Annotated in this window: 17 protein-coding genes and 1 tRNA gene; 7 read left to right on the top strand and 11 right to left on the bottom strand. The window is 68.0% G+C overall.

Annotation, left to right across the window (positions count from 1 at the left end; translation table 11 throughout):
* Positions 1–265 precede the first annotated feature (265 nt).
* Positions 266–1,957, bottom strand: coding sequence for a trigger factor (gene tig, locus ACU5AX_RS04475; protein ID WP_446689828.1), 1,692 nt, complete (start codon positions 1,955–1,957; stop codon positions 266–268).
* Positions 1,958–2,027: 70 nt separating this feature from the next.
* Positions 2,028–2,112: transfer RNA gene (locus ACU5AX_RS04480), tRNA-Leu, on the bottom strand.
* Between the two features lie 109 nt (positions 2,113–2,221).
* On the opposite strand from ACU5AX_RS04480, the gene ACU5AX_RS04485 reads away from it, so the two are divergent.
* Both ACU5AX_RS04485 and ACU5AX_RS04490 read left to right on the top strand, forming a co-directional pair.
* On the top strand, positions 2,222–2,383 hold the full coding sequence (locus ACU5AX_RS04485; protein ID WP_446689829.1) for a hypothetical protein: 162 nt from the start codon (positions 2,222–2,224) through the stop codon (positions 2,381–2,383).
* A 12-nt stretch (positions 2,384–2,395) separates the two neighbouring features.
* On the top strand, positions 2,396–2,644 hold the full coding sequence (locus ACU5AX_RS04490) for a hypothetical protein (protein ID WP_443024691.1): 249 nt from the start codon (positions 2,396–2,398) through the stop codon (positions 2,642–2,644).
* Positions 2,645–2,863: 219 nt separating this feature from the next.
* Here ACU5AX_RS04490 and ACU5AX_RS04495 read toward each other — a convergent pair whose 3' ends face one another.
* From ACU5AX_RS04495 to ACU5AX_RS04530, 8 genes are all read right to left on the bottom strand, one after another.
* On the bottom strand, positions 2,864–3,502 hold the full coding sequence (locus ACU5AX_RS04495) for a hypothetical protein (protein ID WP_446689830.1): 639 nt from the start codon (positions 3,500–3,502) through the stop codon (positions 2,864–2,866).
* Positions 3,499–4,749: a M48 family metallopeptidase gene (locus tag ACU5AX_RS04500; protein WP_446689831.1), complete on the bottom strand. Its 1,251-nt coding sequence runs from the start codon at positions 4,747–4,749 to the stop codon at positions 3,499–3,501. The genes ACU5AX_RS04495 and ACU5AX_RS04500 overlap by 4 nt, the downstream gene beginning before the upstream one ends.
* Positions 4,746–5,525 carry a hypothetical protein gene (locus tag ACU5AX_RS04505; RefSeq protein WP_446689832.1) on the bottom strand — a complete coding sequence of 260 codons (780 nt, stop codon included), beginning with the start codon at positions 5,523–5,525 and terminating at the stop codon, positions 4,746–4,748. Before ACU5AX_RS04505 ends, ACU5AX_RS04500 begins: the two co-directional genes overlap by 4 nt.
* A 199-nt stretch (positions 5,526–5,724) precedes the next feature.
* Entirely contained in the window at positions 5,725–6,345 is a 621-nt protein-coding gene (locus ACU5AX_RS04510) for a peptidylprolyl isomerase (RefSeq protein ID WP_446690467.1), read from the bottom strand.
* A gap of 32 nt (positions 6,346–6,377) precedes the next feature.
* Entirely contained in the window at positions 6,378–7,844 is a 1,467-nt protein-coding gene (gene gatB / locus ACU5AX_RS04515) for an Asp-tRNA(Asn)/Glu-tRNA(Gln) amidotransferase subunit GatB (protein WP_446689833.1), read from the bottom strand.
* 1 nt (position 7,845) lies between these two features.
* Positions 7,846–9,330 (bottom strand): Asp-tRNA(Asn)/Glu-tRNA(Gln) amidotransferase subunit GatA, encoded by a 1,485-nt coding sequence (gene gatA / locus ACU5AX_RS04520; protein ID WP_446689834.1) that lies wholly within the window; start codon positions 9,328–9,330, stop codon positions 7,846–7,848.
* 100 nt (positions 9,331–9,430) lie between these two features.
* Positions 9,431–9,733 carry an Asp-tRNA(Asn)/Glu-tRNA(Gln) amidotransferase subunit GatC gene (gatC, locus tag ACU5AX_RS04525; protein WP_446689835.1) on the bottom strand — a complete coding sequence of 101 codons (303 nt, stop codon included), beginning with the start codon at positions 9,731–9,733 and terminating at the stop codon, positions 9,431–9,433.
* Positions 9,734–9,785: 52 nt separating this feature from the next.
* Positions 9,786–10,481: an HAD family hydrolase gene (locus tag ACU5AX_RS04530; RefSeq protein WP_446689836.1), complete on the bottom strand. Its 696-nt coding sequence runs from the start codon at positions 10,479–10,481 to the stop codon at positions 9,786–9,788.
* A 103-nt stretch (positions 10,482–10,584) separates the two neighbouring features.
* On the opposite strand from ACU5AX_RS04530, the gene ACU5AX_RS04535 reads away from it, so the two are divergent.
* From ACU5AX_RS04535 to ACU5AX_RS04555, 5 genes are all read left to right on the top strand, one after another.
* Positions 10,585–11,724 carry a DUF3089 domain-containing protein gene (locus ACU5AX_RS04535; RefSeq protein ID WP_446689837.1) on the top strand — a complete coding sequence of 380 codons (1,140 nt, stop codon included), beginning with the start codon at positions 10,585–10,587 and terminating at the stop codon, positions 11,722–11,724.
* Positions 11,721–12,182 carry a Holliday junction resolvase RuvX gene (ruvX, locus tag ACU5AX_RS04540; RefSeq protein ID WP_446689838.1) on the top strand — a complete coding sequence of 154 codons (462 nt, stop codon included), beginning with the start codon at positions 11,721–11,723 and terminating at the stop codon, positions 12,180–12,182. The genes ACU5AX_RS04535 and ruvX overlap by 4 nt, the downstream gene beginning before the upstream one ends.
* 146 nt (positions 12,183–12,328) lie before the next feature.
* Positions 12,329–13,396 carry an NAD(P)-dependent alcohol dehydrogenase gene (locus ACU5AX_RS04545; RefSeq protein ID WP_446689839.1) on the top strand — a complete coding sequence of 356 codons (1,068 nt, stop codon included), beginning with the start codon at positions 12,329–12,331 and terminating at the stop codon, positions 13,394–13,396.
* A 190-nt stretch (positions 13,397–13,586) separates the two neighbouring features.
* Entirely contained in the window at positions 13,587–14,570 is a 984-nt protein-coding gene (locus tag ACU5AX_RS04550) for an aspartate carbamoyltransferase catalytic subunit (RefSeq protein WP_446689840.1), read from the top strand.
* On the top strand, positions 14,567–15,787 hold the full coding sequence (locus ACU5AX_RS04555; RefSeq protein ID WP_446689841.1) for a dihydroorotase: 1,221 nt from the start codon (positions 14,567–14,569) through the stop codon (positions 15,785–15,787). The genes ACU5AX_RS04550 and ACU5AX_RS04555 overlap by 4 nt, the downstream gene beginning before the upstream one ends.
* A 34-nt stretch (positions 15,788–15,821) precedes the next feature.
* On the opposite strand, the gene ACU5AX_RS04560 is transcribed toward ACU5AX_RS04555, so the two are convergent.
* The gene (locus ACU5AX_RS04560) at positions 15,822–17,183 is read right to left on the bottom strand and encodes an SPOR domain-containing protein (RefSeq protein ID WP_446689842.1); all 1,362 of its coding nucleotides are present in this window, start codon (positions 17,181–17,183) and stop codon (positions 15,822–15,824) included.
* Between the last annotated feature and the right edge of the window lie 5 nt (positions 17,184–17,188).

Below are 17,188 nucleotides of genomic sequence, written 5' to 3' on the forward strand. Positions count from 1 at the left end.
CGCGACCTTAAACGTCATTCCCGCGCAGGCGGGAAGCCAGAAACGCTAACGCCCGATGCCATCGTGAGACCTGCGCGTCTGGATCCCCGCCTTTGCGGGATGACGTGCGGGTTTAACGATGGCCCCAGACACCCGTCATCACGGCGGACGCCGGGCCCCCTGGATACAGACCGACCGTGCCGCTCCGACCGCATGACGCGCGTCCGTGGATCCCGGCTTCTGCCCGGCTGACGAATGGGGAGAGCCCGTGCCCTCCCCTATTTACTCAGCCCTCAGCCTTTGGCGCGGCGGCCTTCTTCGCGCGGGGCTTCTTGGCGGGGGCCGCGTCGGCCGCCTCGGTGCCCTCCGCGGCTTCGGCCGCCACCGGCGATGATTCGGTTACCTGCGTCTCCGCTTCGACCGGTGCGGCGGCCTTCTTGGCGCGCGGCTTCTTGGCCGGAGCGGCTTCCGCCTCGGCCTCGCCAGCCGGAGCCTCCACCGCGCCGGCGTCCTCGCCCTTGGCAACCGGCTTCTTCGCCGCCGCCTTCTTGGCGGGTTTGGCCTCACCCTCGGCAGCGTCCGCCTTCTTCGTCGACTTGCGCGGCTTGGGATTGTCGTGGTCGTGCGTGTGCGTGCCGGTCGCGAAACCGTCCTCGCTCTCGATCGCCGCCTCCAGCTCCTCGCGGGTCGCCTCGCGGTCGGTGATCTCGGCCTTATCGAACAGGAAGTCGACGACCTTGTCCTCATACAGCGGTGCGCGCAGCTGGGCGGCCGCCATCGGCTCCTGCTGGACGTACTGGATGAAGCGCTGGCGGTCTTCCGGGCCGTACTGCTGCGCAGCCTGGGCGATCAGGCGGTTCATCTCCTGATTGCTGATCTCGACGCCGTTCGCCTGGCCGATCTCCGACAGCAGCAGGCCGAGGCGCACGCGACGCTCGGCGATCTTACGATAATCATCGCGCTCGGCTTCCATCTCGGCCAGCGCCGCCTGCGGGTCTTCCTCGTGGCTCGCCTCATGCTCGAGCTGGTGCCAGATCTGCTGGAACTCGGCCTCGACCATCGACGGCGGGACCTCGAAATCGTGGCCCTCCGCCAACTGATCGAGCAGCTTGCGCTTCATGTGCGTGCGGGTGAGACCGTTATGCTCCTGCTCGATCTGCCCCTTGATCAGGCCGCGCAGCTGCTCGAGGCTTTCGAGACCCAGGTTCTTGGCCAGATCCTCGTCGATCGCGCTCTCGCCCGCGGTCTTCACCGACTTGACGGTGATGTCGAACGTCGCCGGCTGGCCGGCCAGGTTGGCGGCGCCGTAATCCTCGGGGAAGGTGACGTGCAGCGTCTTTTCATCACCGGCCTTCACGCCGACGAGCTGGTCCTCGAAACCGGGGATCAGGCGACCCGAGCCGAGCTCGACGCCCATGTCGGTGCCGGTGCCGCCGTCGAACGCGACGCCGTCCGCGGTCTTGCCGACGAAATCGACGGTGACCAGGTCGCCCATCTCGGCCGCCTTGTCGCCGGCATCGTCCCAGCGCTTCGACTGGTCGGCGAACTTCTGCAACTGCTCGTCGACCAACTCCTCACCGACCGGCACGGTCAAACGCTCGAGCTTCAGCGCGTCGATCGCCGGCGCCGGGACGCTCGGCAGCACTTCCAGCTCGACCTTGACCTCGGCATCCTTGCCCGAGGCATAATCCTCGTTCAGCTCGACCGAAGGCTGCATCGCGGGGCGCAGGCCCTTGTCGGCGATCAGCGACTGCACGCCTTGCTGGATCGCGCTGTTCAGCGCGTCGGCGGCGAGCGCCTCGCCGTGCATCTTACGCACGAGATTCGCCGGAACCTTGCCGGGGCGGAAGCCGGGCATCCGCACCTGCGGCGCGACGCGCTTCACTTCGGCGTCGACCTTGGCATCGATGTCCTTGGCGGTGATGGTCAGCGTGTAGGCGCGCTTCAGCCCCTCGTTCAACGTCTCGACAGTCTGCATCTTGGGCCTTCGATCTGGAGAAAATGCGTGAATTCTTTGAGGCTTCCGGTCCCGCCACTGGCGGCGGGACTGGTGCGGGCGAAGGGACTCGAACCCCCACATCTTGCGATACTGGAACCTAAATCCAGCGCGTCTACCAGTTCCGCCACGCCCGCATAAGGACCCGCCGTTGGGCGCGCGTCTATATCAGCATGGCGCAAAGGCGCAAGCGTGAGGCAACTTCGCGCGTTCACGCGGCGTTGCATACGGGAAGGAGAGCATATCATGGCCACGCAGCCGCCGCCCGAAGTCCCCGCCCAGCCCAGCCAGCCGGTGCAGCCCGACAGCCCGCCGCCGGAGATCACGCCGCCCGGTCCCGATATCGATCAGCCCTCGCCAGGCACGCCCGCCGGCGACCCCGGCACGCAAAATCCGGCAGAAATCTGACACGAGGCTATGATGAGCGCCAACGATCCCCATCCCGACAGCTTGCCCGGCGATGCACCCGACGACAATCCGGACAGTCCGCCCGATGCCGGCCGCGAGGACCCGCGCAGCGACATCCAACAGGTCGTCGAAGCGCGTAGCGACGCCGTCGCCCGTGGCGAAGGCGGCGAGGAGCCGTCGCGCTTCACCGACACCGGTGCCTTTGACGGCAACAGCGGAACTGGTGGCGAGGTGAAGAATCAGGACCTGACCCAGCAATGATCATTCGATGGGGAGGCATAGGATGCCTCCCCTTCTGATATCCCGCCTCGCCCGACGTGCGGCGGTTCAATAACCTGGCGAGGGCCGGGACCGTCTACAGACGTGGACGGCCTAGCTGATGTCCACCGCAGTCCGGTCCGTGCTTACAAGCAATGACTTTCAGGTCTTTGCGATTACGGTCTTGCTTTACCGAGTCGGGCCGGCCCACGCTGCGCCGATCTATGACGCGTGCACTTTAACATCAGCCCCCTTCTCCCCCCTGCCCAGCCGGCAGGAGTTGATCAACGCGCGCACATCGCCGATTGATCGGTCAAAGAAATGCAATCGCGGCGCGTCGAACGTGATCATGTAAAGGTGCCGGTCGATGATCGTGGCGATCGCCTCGCCTCGCCTCGGCAGTTCGTCCACGTCGAGATAGGCATAGGAAAATTGCACGGCATCATGGTCGAGAAACCGTGCCGGCGATGATGCGGTGACCGAGAAGCTACCGATCTGCTTGTAGGTTCGATAGGTCCCCTCCAGCAACTCCGGGACATCGGCGAGCAGCATATCGGCGCGGAACAAGGGAAGCGGGTCGCGTCGCCGATTGCGGGCGCGTATGATCGGCTGGCCGGCGGGCACATTGGCGTAGAAGCTAACGTCGTTGAGTTGCGATCCGTCCAACGTCCAGGTTTCTGCATACCGACCGGGCCGGCCGCTGAGGCGGTTCCAATCGCGCGTCGGCGTAACCGACAGTGCCGAGTCGGCCACCTGCACCGTCTTGCCCGCCTCGCGGAGGCTATGCGCCGCCAGGACCGGCGCCCCCGCCAACGCAAGCGCAACCGCGAGGGTCGCCTGCCACCACCGCACGAAGCTCATGCCGTTTCCCCTACCGAGGCCAATACGCTCGCGATCATCCCGGCATCCGGCGCATCGGGACGCATCTGAACGTACCGTCGCAATGCAGCCGCCCCTTCGGTCTTGCGGCCGGTCTTGATCAGCGACAGCCCCAGGCCCCGTTGCGCTTCCGCCAGCGAAGGATCGAGCTTCGCGGCATTGGTGTAGAAATCCACTGCGTTCATCAGATCGCGCGGCTGTCCCCGCAACCGATAGAGGTCTCCCCGCGCCCGCCAGAGCGGTGCCGTCCACCCCGTCTCGGCAAGGTGATTGATGATGAAGTCGCTCGCACCGAAATCATTGAGCTTAATCTGATCGTCGAGGAATTGCGGCAGCCACGGCTTCAGTGCGGCGGCATAACCCACATCGTCCTCGCGACGCCGGTCTCCATCCGGCTCGGCCAACGCATACAGGTAATTGACCCGCTGCCCTTCGGCGGGGTGCGAGGCGAAGAAGGCGCTACGCGAAAAGTCCGGCTTGCGAAGGCCGCGATAGGCCGCCGACGCCTCCTGCTCCAGGATCAACGTCCGCCAGATGCGGGACGCCGCCGTCGCCTTGAGAGGACTGGCGTTCAGATAACCGAGACCGATGAGGTCCGCCTCGCGTTCCTGGTCGCGACTGAATTTCGCCAGGCTACCGAGCACCGACAATTTGAGGTCGCCCAAGCTGCGCCCGGTCTGCCGGCTGCCCATTGAGGCGAGCACCACCGCCCAGCTCAGCACGTCGCTGCCCCGCCGATTTGCCTTCAAGGCATTGAGCGAATGGCGCTTCTCGAAATGGCCGAACTCATGCCCGAGCACCGCCGCGAGTTCGGCATCGGATCGGACACGCAGCAACAGCCCGGAATAGACCTGCATCGTCCCGTTCGGCGCCATGCTGGCATTGAACAGCGGCACCCGCATCACATAGAGGCGCACCGCCTTGCACCGGTCTGCGCCGACCGCCGAACACAGCACGCCACGCACATAGGCGGTCAGCGCCTCGTCACGGATAACGAGCGTCGACTGCGCGAGCCTCGCCTCGTCTTCGTCCGCCTCGTGCCACAGGCCGATCTCGTCCGCCCCCTGCGGCTGGTAGGCACCGGTATAGGGTGGCGGCGGCGGCGCACGCCGGGTCACTGGTCTGGCGACATCCTCCCCTTGCCCCGCCCATACTGGCGTGACGCCCGCCACGGCCGCCGCTGCCGTTAGGGCAACCGTCGCGATCATCGTGAGCGCCGCCTTGGTCATGGCCGCGTTCCCGTGCCGGCCGCCGGCGCTTTCTTTGTCTCCGGCGCAGCATCGGCGACACTGCCCGGAAAATCCTCGAGCAATTGCGCCACGCGCTTGCGTGCGCCGTCGGTATCGCGAACGTCGCCCCCCATCGCGGCATCGGCATTGAGCCACAGCAGGTCACCGGTGCGCAGGTCGACGAGCCCGGCATAGCCTGCGTGTTCGCCCGATTTGACCGCGACGCCCGGTCCGAGCAGCGCCACGACCTGCAGGATCTTGCGACCGGTCGAGCCATAGGCGTCGCGGTCGAAGATGAATAACGCATAGTCCGCGTCTTTGGCACCCGGCAGGTCGCGCACCCCGTCGCCCAGCGACCAGTCGAACACGCCCGCCTTGTTGTCGCGTTTCTTGGTCGGCAAGCGATTGCCGACGAAAAATTGATAGTCGATCACCGCGCGGGACACCGCGGCGAACAGCCGGGCGTATTCGTCGGCGCGTCGGGCATCCTCGCCGAAGCTTTCCGGCGCGGGCACCACCCTGTTGCCGAGCGATGCCTGATGCTCCGCCAGCGCCGCGACGATGTTACGCCGCGCCGTCTCGGTCCAATCGCGGTTCGGTTCGAACAGGCCGCCCATCGACTGGGCGCCGACGCTGACCACCGGCCGCATCAGCAGAATCGTCTTACCGCTCTTGGGTGGGAGATCGAAACCTTGCCGCGTTGCTGTTCGCTCCTGCGCCGTACAGGCCACAGTACAGATCAGCATCGCCACACAAGCGGCGAAACCATAGCGCATCGCAGACGCCCCCCGTCCAAGAATACGCTACAGAATTACAAGACGAGCAATTCTTAGATCAAGATCGGCAGTGCACAGAATGACCGGAATGGGATCGTCAGGCCAGCTTTCGGCCGGCAAGTCTTGGCAGCGACAAGAGTTTATTCTGCTCCGGCGTGGTAGACTCCAACCTTATCGCAGCGGACCGGTTGACGAAAGGTCATGATGTCGCAGGGAGGACGCGGGCGGAGATGACCTTGACCGCCTGCGCCGGCACCTCGCCCTTGAACGAGCCGTTGACGGTGGCGGTCGGCGACACCGGCGCGTCGAGGATCTTCACGATCACGTCCATGCCTTCGACGACATGACCGAAGGCGGCATAGCCCAGATTGTCGCCCGGCTTGCTCGGATCGGCATCGAGCGAAGGGCTCTGATCGCCGACGCTGATCGTGAAGTCGCCACGCGCCGTGCCCGGCGCGAAGCGGGCAACGGAAATGGCCCCCTCGGTATGATGCAGGCCGGTCTGCGTCGTCGGCTCGTGCTTGATCGGCGGCAGCGTCCGCTTGGGATCGCCATTGGTGCCGAACTGCACGAAGCCGAACCGGTCGGCCACCTTCACGGTGCGGTAGAAGACGACGCCGTCGAGCCGCTTGCCCGCGACATATTTCATGAAATTGCCGGCGGTGACCGGCGCATGCCGTGTGTCCACCTCGATCACGATCCGCCCGGCACTGGTGTCGAGCGCCACCCGCGGCAGCGGCGCGGTCGCCTCCTGCGCCTGAACCGCAGTCGGCGCCGCAGACAACACGGCCAACGCGAAGAGGAGCCGAGCCTTGACCATCATCACCGCATCTCCCGTCCTGCGGCCTCGGTTCAGCCGGCCAGCGCCTTCTTGAGCAGGTCGTTGACCACCGCCGGATTGGCCTTGCCGCCCATCGCCTTCATCGTCTGGCCGACGAAGAAGCCGAACAGCGCCTCCTTGCCGCCGCGATACTGTTCCAGCTGGTTGGGGTTCTTCGCCAGCACCTCGGCGATCACCGCCTCGATCGCGCCGGTGTCGCTGGTCTGCTTCAGACCACGATCCTCGACGATCTTGGCGGGGGCATCGCCGGTTTCGAGCATCACCTCGAACACCTGCTTGGCAAGACTGCCCGACAGCGTGCCGTCCGCGACCAGCGCGAGCAATTCGGCCGCCTGCGCCGGCGCCACGGGTGAGTCCGCAATGTCGCGGCCCGTGCGATTGAGCGCCCCGAAAAGTTCCGACGTCGTCCAGTTCGCCGCCGCGACCGGCGCCGCACCGGCATCGAGCAGCGCGTCGAACCAGCGCGCCGCCTCGACCTCCGCGGTCAGCACGCCCGCCTGATAGGGCGAGATGCCCGCCGCCTCGTAGCGATGCCGCTTGGCGTCAGGCAGTTCCGGCAGCGACGCCCGGCACTCCTCGATGAACGCCTCGTCCAGCTCCAGCGGCAGCAGGTCGGGATCGGGGAAGTAGCGATAGTCGTGCGCGTCTTCCTTGGACCGCATCGACCGCGTCTGGCCGGTGTCCGGATTGAACAGCCGCGTCTCCTGGACGATCGCGCCGCCGTCCTCCAGCACCGCGACCTGCCGCTTCGCCTCATGCTCGATCGCCTGCATGACGAAGCGGACGGAGTTGACGTTCTTGGTCTCGGTCCGCGTGCCGAACGGCTCGCCCGGCTTGCGCACGGACACGTTGACGTCGGCGCGCATCGACCCCTGGTCCATATTGCCATCGCACGAGCCGACATAACGCAGGATCGAGCGAAGCTTGGTCAGATAGGCCCCGGCTTCCGCGGGCGAGCGCATGTCCGGCCGGCTGACGATCTCCATCAGCGCGACGCCCGAGCGGTTGAGGTCGACGTAGGAGCGCGTCGGATGCTGGTCGTGCATCAGCTTGCCCGCATCCTGCTCGACGTGGATGCGCTCTATGCCGATCCGCTTGACCGCTTCCGGGTTCTTTTCGTCGGGGCTGACATCGAGATGCCCTTCCCCGACCAGCGGATGATAGAGCTGGCTGATCTGATAGCCCTGCGGCAGATCGGCGTAGAAGTAATTCTTGCGGTCGAAGCGCGACCAGCGATTGATCTGCGCATCGATCGCGATGCCGGTGCGCACCGCCTGGCGGATGCATTCGCGATTCGGCACCGGCAGCATCCCCGGCATCGCCGCGTCGACCAGGCTGACCTGGGTGTTCGGCTCGGCCCCAAACGCGGTCGCCGCGCCCGAGAACAATTTGGCGTTGCTCGTCACCTGCGCATGGACTTCCAGGCCGATCACGACCTCCCATTCGCCGGTGGCGCCCTGGATACGATAGTCGCTCATCTTACCACCACGCCTCCGGCCGTGCCGTGAACCCTGCCCGCTCCTCGATCGCCAGTCCGGCGTTCAGCACGCCCTGCTCATCGAGCGGCCGCCCGATGATCTGCAGGCCGAGCGGCAGCCCCGCGGCGTCGAGCCCGCCCGGCACGCTCATCGCCGGCAGGCCCGCCAGCGACGACGGCACGGTGAAGACGTCGTTGAGGTACATGGCGATCGGATCGGCCGACTTCTCGCCCAGCGCAAACGCCGCTGACGGCGCGGTCGGGGTGAGCAGCACGTCGCACTGTTCGAAGGCGCGCTCGAAATCGCGGGCGATCAGCGCCCGCACCTTCTGCGCCTGCGTGTAATAAGCGTCGTAGAAGCCGGCGGAGAGCACATAGGTGCCGATCATGATGCGCCGCTTCACCTCGGCGCCGAAACCGTCGGCGCGCGTCGCCGCATACATATCCTGCAGCCCCGCCCCGTCGGGAAGGTCGCGCTTGCCGTAGCGGACGCCGTCGTAGCGCGCGAGGTTGGACGACGCTTCAGCCGGCGCGATGATGTAATAGGCCGGCAGCGCATATCTGGTGTGCGGCAGCGACACGTCGACGATCGTCGCCCCCGCATCCTTCAGCCAGGCGATCCCCTGCTGCCACAGCGCCTCGATCTCGGCGGGCATGCCGTCGACCCGATATTCCTTGGGAATACCGACGCGCTTGCCCGTGAGATCGGCGCTGAGGCCTGCTTCCCACTGCGGCACGTCGAGCTGCAGCGAGGTCGCGTCCTTGGCGTCGAAGCCGGCCATCGCCTCCAGCATGATCGCGCAGTCACGAACGTCGCGCGCCATCGGCCCCGCCTGGTCGAGGCTGGAGGCGAAGGCGATCGTTCCCCAGCGCGAACAGCGACCGTAGGTCGGCTTGATGCCCGAAATGCCGGTGAACGCCGCTGGCTGGCGGATCGAGCCGCCGGTGTCCGTCCCTGTCGCCCCCGGCGCGATCCGCGCCGCCACCGCCGCCGAGCTGCCGCCCGACGAACCGCCCGGTGCGAGCGGCGCATTGCCACCGTCGTTGCGACGCCAGGGCGAGATGACGTTGCCGAAGGCGCTAGTCTCGTTGGACGAGCCCATCGCGAACTGGTCCATGTTGAGCTTGCCGAGCATGCCCGCGCCGGCGTTCCACAGATTCTGCGACACCGTCGACTCGTAGGTCGGCGTGAATCCCTCCAGAATGTGGCTCGCCGCGGTGGTCGGCACGCCCTTGGTGCAGAACAGGTCCTTCATGCCGATCGGCACGCCGGCGAGCGGCTTGGGCGCCTCGCCCGCCGCGCGGGCGGCGTCGGCGGCACGGGCCGCGGCAAGCGCGTGGTCCGGCGTCTCGACAAGGAAGGCGTTGAGCGACTTGGCGGCGGCGACCTTGGCGTTGAACGCCTCGGCGACCTCGACCGCGGAAAAGCTGCCGGCGCGCACGCCGTCGCGGAGCGCGGCGATGCCCTGATCGGTCAGGTCGGTCATGCGAGGTCTCCCAAGCGGATAGAGATTCCGGCCTGCAGGGTCGCCGCACAGCTTGCGGGACGCCCCTCCGCCGGGCTGATCGGATGGTGTCGGGCCGTCATCATTCGATCACTTTCGGCACGGTGAAGAAGCCGTGTTCGGCCTGCGGCGCATTGGCCATCAGTTCGTCGCGGATGTCGCCGCCGGTCAGCGGATCGGCGTTGATGACGTCGTCACGCAGACGCAGCGTGTTGGGGATCACCGCGGTCATCGGCTCGATACCGCTGGTGTCGACCTCGCCGAGCTGCTCGATCCAGCCGAGGATGTTGCCGAGTTCGGGCGCCAGCCGCGCCGCTTCCTCGTCAGACGTCGCGAACCGGGCGAGGCTCGCGATCTTCTTCACGGTGTGGGTGTCAACGGACATGCGGCAAGCGGCTAGCGTCTGCGGCGGACCGGTGCAAGCCGGAGGGCGGCAGTCAGTCGATCGCCGCGACCCAGTCCGGAAGATCGGCAAGCGACGCGAGCCAGGTATAGCGCGCATGGCCGACCGGCTCGGTGCCGCTCTCATGCGCCCAGGCCGCCTCTTGCGGGATGAACGCCGCCCAGCCTCCGGCCGCCAGCGCAGGCAGGACGTCGGACCGCATCGAATCGCCGGCCATCACCGCCTCCGCCGCTGCAACGCCGTAGCGGTCGAAAAGACGGCTGAAGGTTTTGGCGGTCTTGTCGCTGACGATCTCGATACCGGCGAACCACGCGCCCAGGCCCGATGCGGCGAGCTTCGCCTCCTGGTGCAGCAGGTCGCCCTTGGTCACCAGTACCAGCCGGCCCAGCGCCGCGAGCCGGTCGAGCGTCGCCTCGACCCCGTCGAGTAAGGTCACCGGATGCGCCAGCAACGCCCGCCCCGCGTCGAGGATCGCTGCGATGGGCGCGGTCGGCAGCGTCGGACCAGCCAATTGCGTCGCCGTCTCGATCATCGACAGCGTGAAGCCCTTCGCGCCATAGCCGTAGAGTGGCAGATTGCGCGCCTCGCACGCCTCCAGCGTCTCGCGTGTCACCTCCGCCACCGCGAACGGCGCGAGCATGGCAAGCAGCGCCCGCTCCGCTTCCTCGAAATGGCGCATATTGTGCCAGAGGGTATCGTCGGCATCGAGACAGATGAGTCGGATCGTCATGACCCGCGCGTCATAGCCGCATCACCGCCCGCGCGACACCGACGCATTGCCTCGCCGCCGCTGCTCGGGCAGGAGGCCGGCATCCCTCGTCCAGGAGCCGTGCTTGGCCCGCAAGTTCCTCTATGTCGTCGCCGCGCTGATCGCGCTCGTGATCGCCGCCGCGATCGCCTACCGTTACTATGGCGCGGAACTGCTGCGCGCGGCGCTGGTGCCGAGCGAACGATTTCAGGCGCAGCGGGGAATCACCGCGGCTTCCTATGCCGAACCGCGGATGTGGATCGCGCGGCCCGACCTGCCGGGCAATCCGGCGCTGTGGACGCCGGCCGGCTTCAGCCCCGCAGAAGCGCCCAAAGCGGCCGTCTTCTTCATCCACCCGACCTCGTATATCGGCCGCGACCACTGGAATGCGACGCTGACCGATCCGGAGACGAACGCCCGCGCCGCGATCTTCCTGCGCGGTCAGGCCAGCGCGTTCAACGAAGCGGGCGACATCTGGGCGCCGCGCTATCGCCAGGCGACGTTCGGCGCCTTCCTGACCAGCGCCGCCGACGCCAACCGCGCGCTCGGCCTCGCCTATCGCGATGTCGCCGCCGCCTTCGACGCCTTCCTGGCGCAGGTCGGGCCCGATCGACCGATCATCCTCGCCGGGCACAGCCAGGGCGCATTGCACCTGACCCGGCTGTTGCGCGAGAAGGTCGCCGGTACGCCGCTCGCCCGTCGTATCGTCGCCGCCTATGTCGTCGGCTGGCCGATATCCAAGACCACCGATCTCGCCGCGCTCGGCCTGCCTCAGTGCGAACGCAGCGATCAGGCCGGCTGCATCTTGTCGTGGCAGAGCTTCGCCGAGCCGGCCGACCCGTCGTTGATCCTTGATACCTATGACAAGACGCGTGGCTTCGACGGCAATCCGCGCAAGGACACGCCGATGGTCTGCACCAATCCGATCACCGGCACCGCCGATGCCGCCGCGCCGGCGGAGGCGAACCTCGGCACGCTCTATCCCAGTGCCGACCTGACCACCGCGACGCTGCAGCCCGGCAAGGTGCCCGCCGCCTGTCAGGGCCGCGGGCTGCTGATCATCGGCGCGCCGCCCGACGTCGGCAACTACGTGCTCCCCGGCAACAATTACCACGTCTACGACTACAGCCTGTTCTGGGCGAACGTCCGTGCCGATGCGGGCCGTCGGCTCGCCGCCTGGACGCCGCCGCGCAAGTCGCGGCGCGCGCGGGTGTCGCGGCGATGATCGTGTCGGACGCCGCGGCGTTTCGCGCCCTCTTGCCCGACGGCGGCCGGCTGCTCGGCCTCGACGTCGGCAGCAAGACGATCGGCACCGCCTTGTGCGACGCCGGCTGGAGCTTCGCCAGCCCGGCGACCTTGATCCGCCGGACCAAGTTCACGCAGGACAAGGCGCAGCTGATCGCGCTGGCGACCGCGCAGGCGGTGCGCGGCATCGTCATCGGCCTGCCGCTCAATCTCGACGGCAGTGAGAGCCCGCGCAGCCAGTCGACCCGCGCCTTCGCCCGTAACATGATCGATACCGGCCTGCCGCTGCTGCTGTGGGACGAGCGCTGGTCGACCGTCGCGGTCGAGCGCGCGATGATCGAACAGGACATGAGCCGCGCCAAGCGCGCTGAACGCATCGACAATCTCGCCGCCGCGCACATCCTGCAAGGCGCGATCGATGCGTTGACAATGGGATAGGCGTTCTCGTTCGGGCGTGATCGACGCGTTCGATCGAGGTGATCGACAGGATTAGTCCGACAAGCGTCTGGCGCTGGCGCGGCAGACGACCATATGGGCGCCCCGGGCGTCCTGCCCGCCAGTTTGCCAGTGCGAGGATCTTCTCCATGCCGACCCCAACCCAAGGCTTCGCCGCCCAAGCGGCCGATGCGCCACTCGCCCCGTTTCGTTTCGAGCGTCGCGATCCCGGCGCCAAGGACGTCGCGATCGACATTCTTTATTGCGGTGTCTGCCACTCCGACCTGCACACGGCCCGTGGCGAATGGGACGGCACGCTCTATCCCTGCGTCCCCGGTCACGAGATCGTCGGCCGCGTCGTCGCGGTCGGGGATGAGGTCACCGCCTTCGCGGTCGGCGACATCGCGGGCGTCGGCTGCATGGTCGACAGCTGCGGTCATTGCGCCTCCTGCCATGACGGCGAGGAGCAATATTGCACCGGCACCGGCTTCGTCGGCACCTACAACGGTCCCGATCCGGTGCTCGGCGGCCATACCTTCGGCGGCTATTCGGACCATATCGTCGTCGACGAAGGCTTCGTGCTGAAGGTCGGCCATGACGAGAAGGATCTCGCCGCCGTCGCGCCGCTGCTCTGCGCCGGCATCACCACCTATTCGCCGCTCCGCCATTGGAAGGTCGGGCCGGGTCAGAAGGTCGGCATCGTCGGTCTCGGCGGCCTCGGCCATATGGGCGTTAAGATCGCCAATGCGATGGGCGCGGAAGTCTATGTCTTCTCGACCTCGCCGAATAAGCGCGAGGATGCACAGCGGCTCGGCGCCAAGGATCTGATCGTGTCCAGGGACGCCGACCAGATGGCGCAGCATCAGGGCACGTTCGACTTCATCCTCAATACCGTCGCCGCGTCGCACGACCTCGACCCGTTGCTGATGCAGCTGAAGCGCGACGGCACGATGTGCCTGGTCGGCGTGCCCGAGGAGCCGCATCCCTCGCCGTCGGTCGGCAACCTCGTCTTCCACCGCCGCGCGCTGGCCGGCTCGCTGATCGGTGGTATTCGCGAGACGCAGGAGATGCTGGACTTCTGCCAGCAGCATGGCCTCACCGCCGACATCGAGATGATCCGCATGGACGAGATCAACACCGCCTACGACCGGATGGTGAAAAGCGACGTCAAATACCGCTTCGTCATCGACATGGCGACGCTCGGCAAGGCGGCGTAACCCAGTTCCCCTCCCGCTTGCGGGAGGGGTCAGGGGAGGGCCGTCGGGACGCCGGCAAATCGCGGCCACCGCCCTCCCCCAGCCCCTCCCGCTTGCGGGAGGGGAGTTGCACGTAGCCCCTCCCGCTTGCGGGAGGGGAGATCAGGCAACAGTTGCCCCCCGCCCCCGGCCGGTCTAACCGGCCCCCTCGATGCACCGCTCCGATCACAGCCCCGCCGCCCAGATTCCGGGCGGCGCCGTCTTCCCGCACCGGCATCTGACCGGCATCGACGGCCTCCAGCCGCACGAGATCACCTTCCTGCTCGACGAGGCGGAACAGTGGATCGGCGCCAATCGTGATCACGCCGCGCCCGACAAGCGGCTCGCCGGACTGACCCAGATCAACGCCTTCTTCGAGAATTCGACGCGGACGCTGCTCAGCTTCGAGATCGCCGGCAAGCGGCTTGGCGCCGACGTCGTCAACATGCACGCCGCCCAGTCGAGCGTGAAGAAGGGCGAGACGTTGATCGACACGGCGCAGACGCTCAACGCGATGCGCGCCGACGTCATCGTCATCCGTCACATGGCGTCCGGCGCGGTGCGGCTGATCGCCGACAAGGTCGATTGCCCGGTGCTCAACGCCGGCGACGGGCGCCACGAGCATCCGACCCAGGCGCTGCTCGACGCGCTGACCATCCGCCGCCGCCGCGGCAGCATCGCCGGCCAGCGCGTCGTGATCTGCGGCGACGTGCTGCACAGCCGCGTCGCCCGCTCCAACATCCTCAGTCTGACCGCGCTCGCCGCCGAAGTGCGCGTCTGCGCGCCGTCGACGCTGATGCCGCCGGCGATCGAGCGGATGGGCGTCACCCCCTTCACCGATTTCGACAGGGCGCTGGTCGGCGCCGACGTCGTCATGATGCTGCGCGTGCAGAACGAGCGGATGGGCGGCGGCTACATCCCATCCACTCGCGAATATCGCCTGCGCTACGGCCTGACGCCGGAACGGCTGGCGCGCCTGCCCGATGCGCTGGTGATGCATCCCGGTCCGATGAACCGCGGCGTCGAGATCGATTCGAGCGTCGCCGACGGCCCGCAGTCGGCGATCACGGAGCAGGTGGAGATGGGGGTGGCGGTACGCATGGCCTGTCTGGACGTGCTGACCCGGCGCGCCCGCAAGGTGGAGGGCTGGGCATGAGCGTAACGGCGTTCCTCAACGCGCATCTGGTCTGCCCGGTCGCCGGTGTCCGCGACGGCGCGCTCCTCGTCCGCGACGGCGCGATCGTCGCCGCAGGGACGGTCGACGTCCCTGCCGATGCGCAGACGATCGACTGCGGTGGCAAGTGGCTGGCGCCCGGCATCATCGACCTCGGCGTCTTCGCGATCGACCGCACCGCGTTCCGCAGCGGCGGCATCGCCCGTGTGGCCCTGATGCCGGACGGCCGCCCGGTGCTCGACGAACCCGGCGTCGTCCAGCGCGCAGCGCTGATCGGCAAGCCCGATCTTTGGATCCATCCGATCGCCGCGGCGACCCAAGGCCTCACCGGGCGCGACATGGCGGAAATGGCGATCTGCGCCTCCGCCGGTGCCAAGGCCGTCGGCACGGGCCGCGGCTGGATCGCCGATTCGGGGGTGATGCGCCGGGTGCTCGCTTATGCCCGCGATCTCGACATCGCCGTGGTCAGCCATGCCGAGGACGGCGGCCTGACCGGCGAGGCTGTGGCAACCGACGGCGAGACGGCGACCCGCCTCGGCCTTCCCTCCGCGCCTGCGGTCGCCGAGGCGCTGGCGGTGGCCCGCGACCTGATGCTGGCCGAGGATACCGGCGCGCGGCTGCACCTGCGCCAGGTCACTACCGCCGCCGCCTTCGACCTGATCCGCGCTGCGAAGCGCCGCGGCGTCGCCGTGACCTGCGGCATCACGCCCGCCCATCTCCATCTGTCGGAGATCGCGGTCAGCGACTTCAGGACCTATGCGCATCTCTCGCCGCCGCTGCGCGGCGAGGCGGATCGCCAGGCGGCGCTCGCCGCCATCGCGGACGGTACGATCGATGTGCTCGGTTCGGGTCACGACCCGCACGGACCGGAGGAGAAACGCCTGCCCTTCGTCGACTCGACGCCTGGCATGGCCGGCGCCGAGACGCTGCTGCCGCTCGCACTGATGCTGGTCCGCGACGGGCAACTGACGCTGGACCGATTGTTCGCGCTGCTCGCCGCCCATCCGGCAAAAATATTAGGCCTCGACGCTGGTACGCTGGAGCTCGGCAAGCCTGCCGACCTCATACTGTTCGATGCCGACACGCCCTGGCAGATCGATGGCACCGCCTTCAGCGGGGGCGCCGCCAACACGCCGTTCGACGGCCTGCCCGTGCAGGGCCGTGTCCTGCGCCTGTGGAAAGGTGGCCGGGAGGTCTGACGATCAGTCCCGGATCGTCAGGCCCGCGACAGCGTCAGCGCGACGCGACCTGCACCGGCGCGCGCAGCCACTGCGCCATCTGGTCGCCGGCCTCGCGGCGGACGAAACAGGCGCCGCCCTTGGCGCGATAGTCGCGGCACATCCGTTCCGCCGAGGCACGGTCGAAGCCGCCGACCGACAGGCGGTAGAGGTTGCCAGCCTTGGCCGCGACCCGTGCGCCGGTCGGCTGATGACCGGACAGCGCAGCGAACCGCTCGGTCGCGCGGGTCCAGCCGGCCTTGGCGATACCGACGTTGCTGAACGCGCCCAGCTGCACGTACCAATCGCCCGATCCGGCGGGCATCGGCTCGACAGCATGCGGTGCGAGGGCGACCTTGATCGGGCCACGCGGACTACGGATCAGCGACGGCGGCGTTGCCGCGTAACGGGCGACGCCCTGCGCCGCGCCGGCATCCTGCGGCAGTGGCTGCACCACCTCCTTGGCAGCGGCGAAGACCGGACGGAATGGCGTTGCCGGCGGGACCGGCACGTCGACCAGCACCGTCTTGGCGACCGGCGCCGCCACGGCGGCGGGTACGGGGACCGGAGCGGCAACCGCCGCCGTTTCGATCACCGGCGCCGGGGGCAGCGGTGCCACCGGCACCGGCGCATTGAGCGCCAGCGCGACCGGCTGGCCGGCATCGGCGACCGGCGTCACGCCCAGCAGGCTGGCGACCTGTTGCGAGGCGGCTTTCGGCTGCGCGAAGGCGGCCCATTGCTCGATCCGCGCGTCGACGTCGGCCGGCGACATGTCCGCCGCGGCGACAACCCGGGCCATCTGCCACTGGCCGGCGAGCGCATAGCTCAACGCCAGATTCTGCCGGGTCTTGGCATTGCCCTGGCCGGAACGGGCGAGTGGGGTGAGGATGGCGATGCCGCCCGCCGGATCGCCCGCCAGCGTCGTGGCGAGACCGAGGTCGACACCGGGAATGGTGTCGCTGTGCGCCGCCAGCGTCGCCCGCGCCGCGACCCAGTCGCCACCGGCGATCTGCGCGAGCGCCAGGTTGAGCGCCGCCTTGCCGTTGCCGGGCGTCAGTTCCAGCACGTCGGCGAAGGCCGCTCGCGCCGAGGCGAAGCGACCGGCGCGCAGATAGCTTTGCGCCAGCACCATCCGATAGCCGGCATCGCGCGGCGTCAGTGCCACCGCCGCCTCGGCGAAGCGGACCGCCGTCGCGCTGTCGTTGTCGGCAAGGGCGCGCACCGCCTTGTCGTTCTGGCGCCGCGCCTGCTTGGCCGCACGCGCCGCATCGTGATCGCCCGCGGAGGCGACATGGCTGCTGCGGTCGGTACAGCCGACCATCGAGCCGCCGAGCAGCAGCGCCGACAGGCTGAGTGAAACTAGTGCACGGCTGTTCATCGAAC

Source organism: Sphingomonas benefaciens (assembly GCF_052907485.1).

Coding starts and splice junctions, on each gene's coding strand:
- tig (WP_446689828.1), bottom strand. CDS start 1,957: ATGCAGACTGTCGAGACGTTGAACGAGGGGCTGAAGCGCGCCTACACG.
- ACU5AX_RS04485 (WP_446689829.1), top strand. CDS start 2,222: ATGGCCACGCAGCCGCCGCCCGAAGTCCCCGCCCAGCCCAGCCAGCCG.
- ACU5AX_RS04490 (WP_443024691.1), top strand. CDS start 2,396: ATGAGCGCCAACGATCCCCATCCCGACAGCTTGCCCGGCGATGCACCC.
- ACU5AX_RS04495 (WP_446689830.1), bottom strand. CDS start 3,502: ATGAGCTTCGTGCGGTGGTGGCAGGCGACCCTCGCGGTTGCGCTTGCG.
- ACU5AX_RS04500 (WP_446689831.1), bottom strand. CDS start 4,749: ATGACCAAGGCGGCGCTCACGATGATCGCGACGGTTGCCCTAACGGCA.
- ACU5AX_RS04505 (WP_446689832.1), bottom strand. CDS start 5,525: ATGCGCTATGGTTTCGCCGCTTGTGTGGCGATGCTGATCTGTACTGTG.
- ACU5AX_RS04510 (WP_446690467.1), bottom strand. CDS start 6,345: ATGGTCAAGGCTCGGCTCCTCTTCGCGTTGGCCGTGTTGTCTGCGGCG.
- gatB (WP_446689833.1), bottom strand. CDS start 7,844: ATGAGCGACTATCGTATCCAGGGCGCCACCGGCGAATGGGAGGTCGTG.
- gatA (WP_446689834.1), bottom strand. CDS start 9,330: ATGACCGACCTGACCGATCAGGGCATCGCCGCGCTCCGCGACGGCGTG.
- gatC (WP_446689835.1), bottom strand. CDS start 9,733: ATGTCCGTTGACACCCACACCGTGAAGAAGATCGCGAGCCTCGCCCGG.
- ACU5AX_RS04530 (WP_446689836.1), bottom strand. CDS start 10,481: ATGACGATCCGACTCATCTGTCTCGATGCCGACGATACCCTCTGGCAC.
- ruvX (WP_446689838.1), top strand. CDS start 11,721: ATGATCGTGTCGGACGCCGCGGCGTTTCGCGCCCTCTTGCCCGACGGC.
- ACU5AX_RS04545 (WP_446689839.1), top strand. CDS start 12,329: ATGCCGACCCCAACCCAAGGCTTCGCCGCCCAAGCGGCCGATGCGCCA.
- ACU5AX_RS04550 (WP_446689840.1), top strand. CDS start 13,587: ATGCACCGCTCCGATCACAGCCCCGCCGCCCAGATTCCGGGCGGCGCC.
- ACU5AX_RS04555 (WP_446689841.1), top strand. CDS start 14,567: ATGAGCGTAACGGCGTTCCTCAACGCGCATCTGGTCTGCCCGGTCGCC.
- ACU5AX_RS04560 (WP_446689842.1), bottom strand. CDS start 17,183: ATGAACAGCCGTGCACTAGTTTCACTCAGCCTGTCGGCGCTGCTGCTC.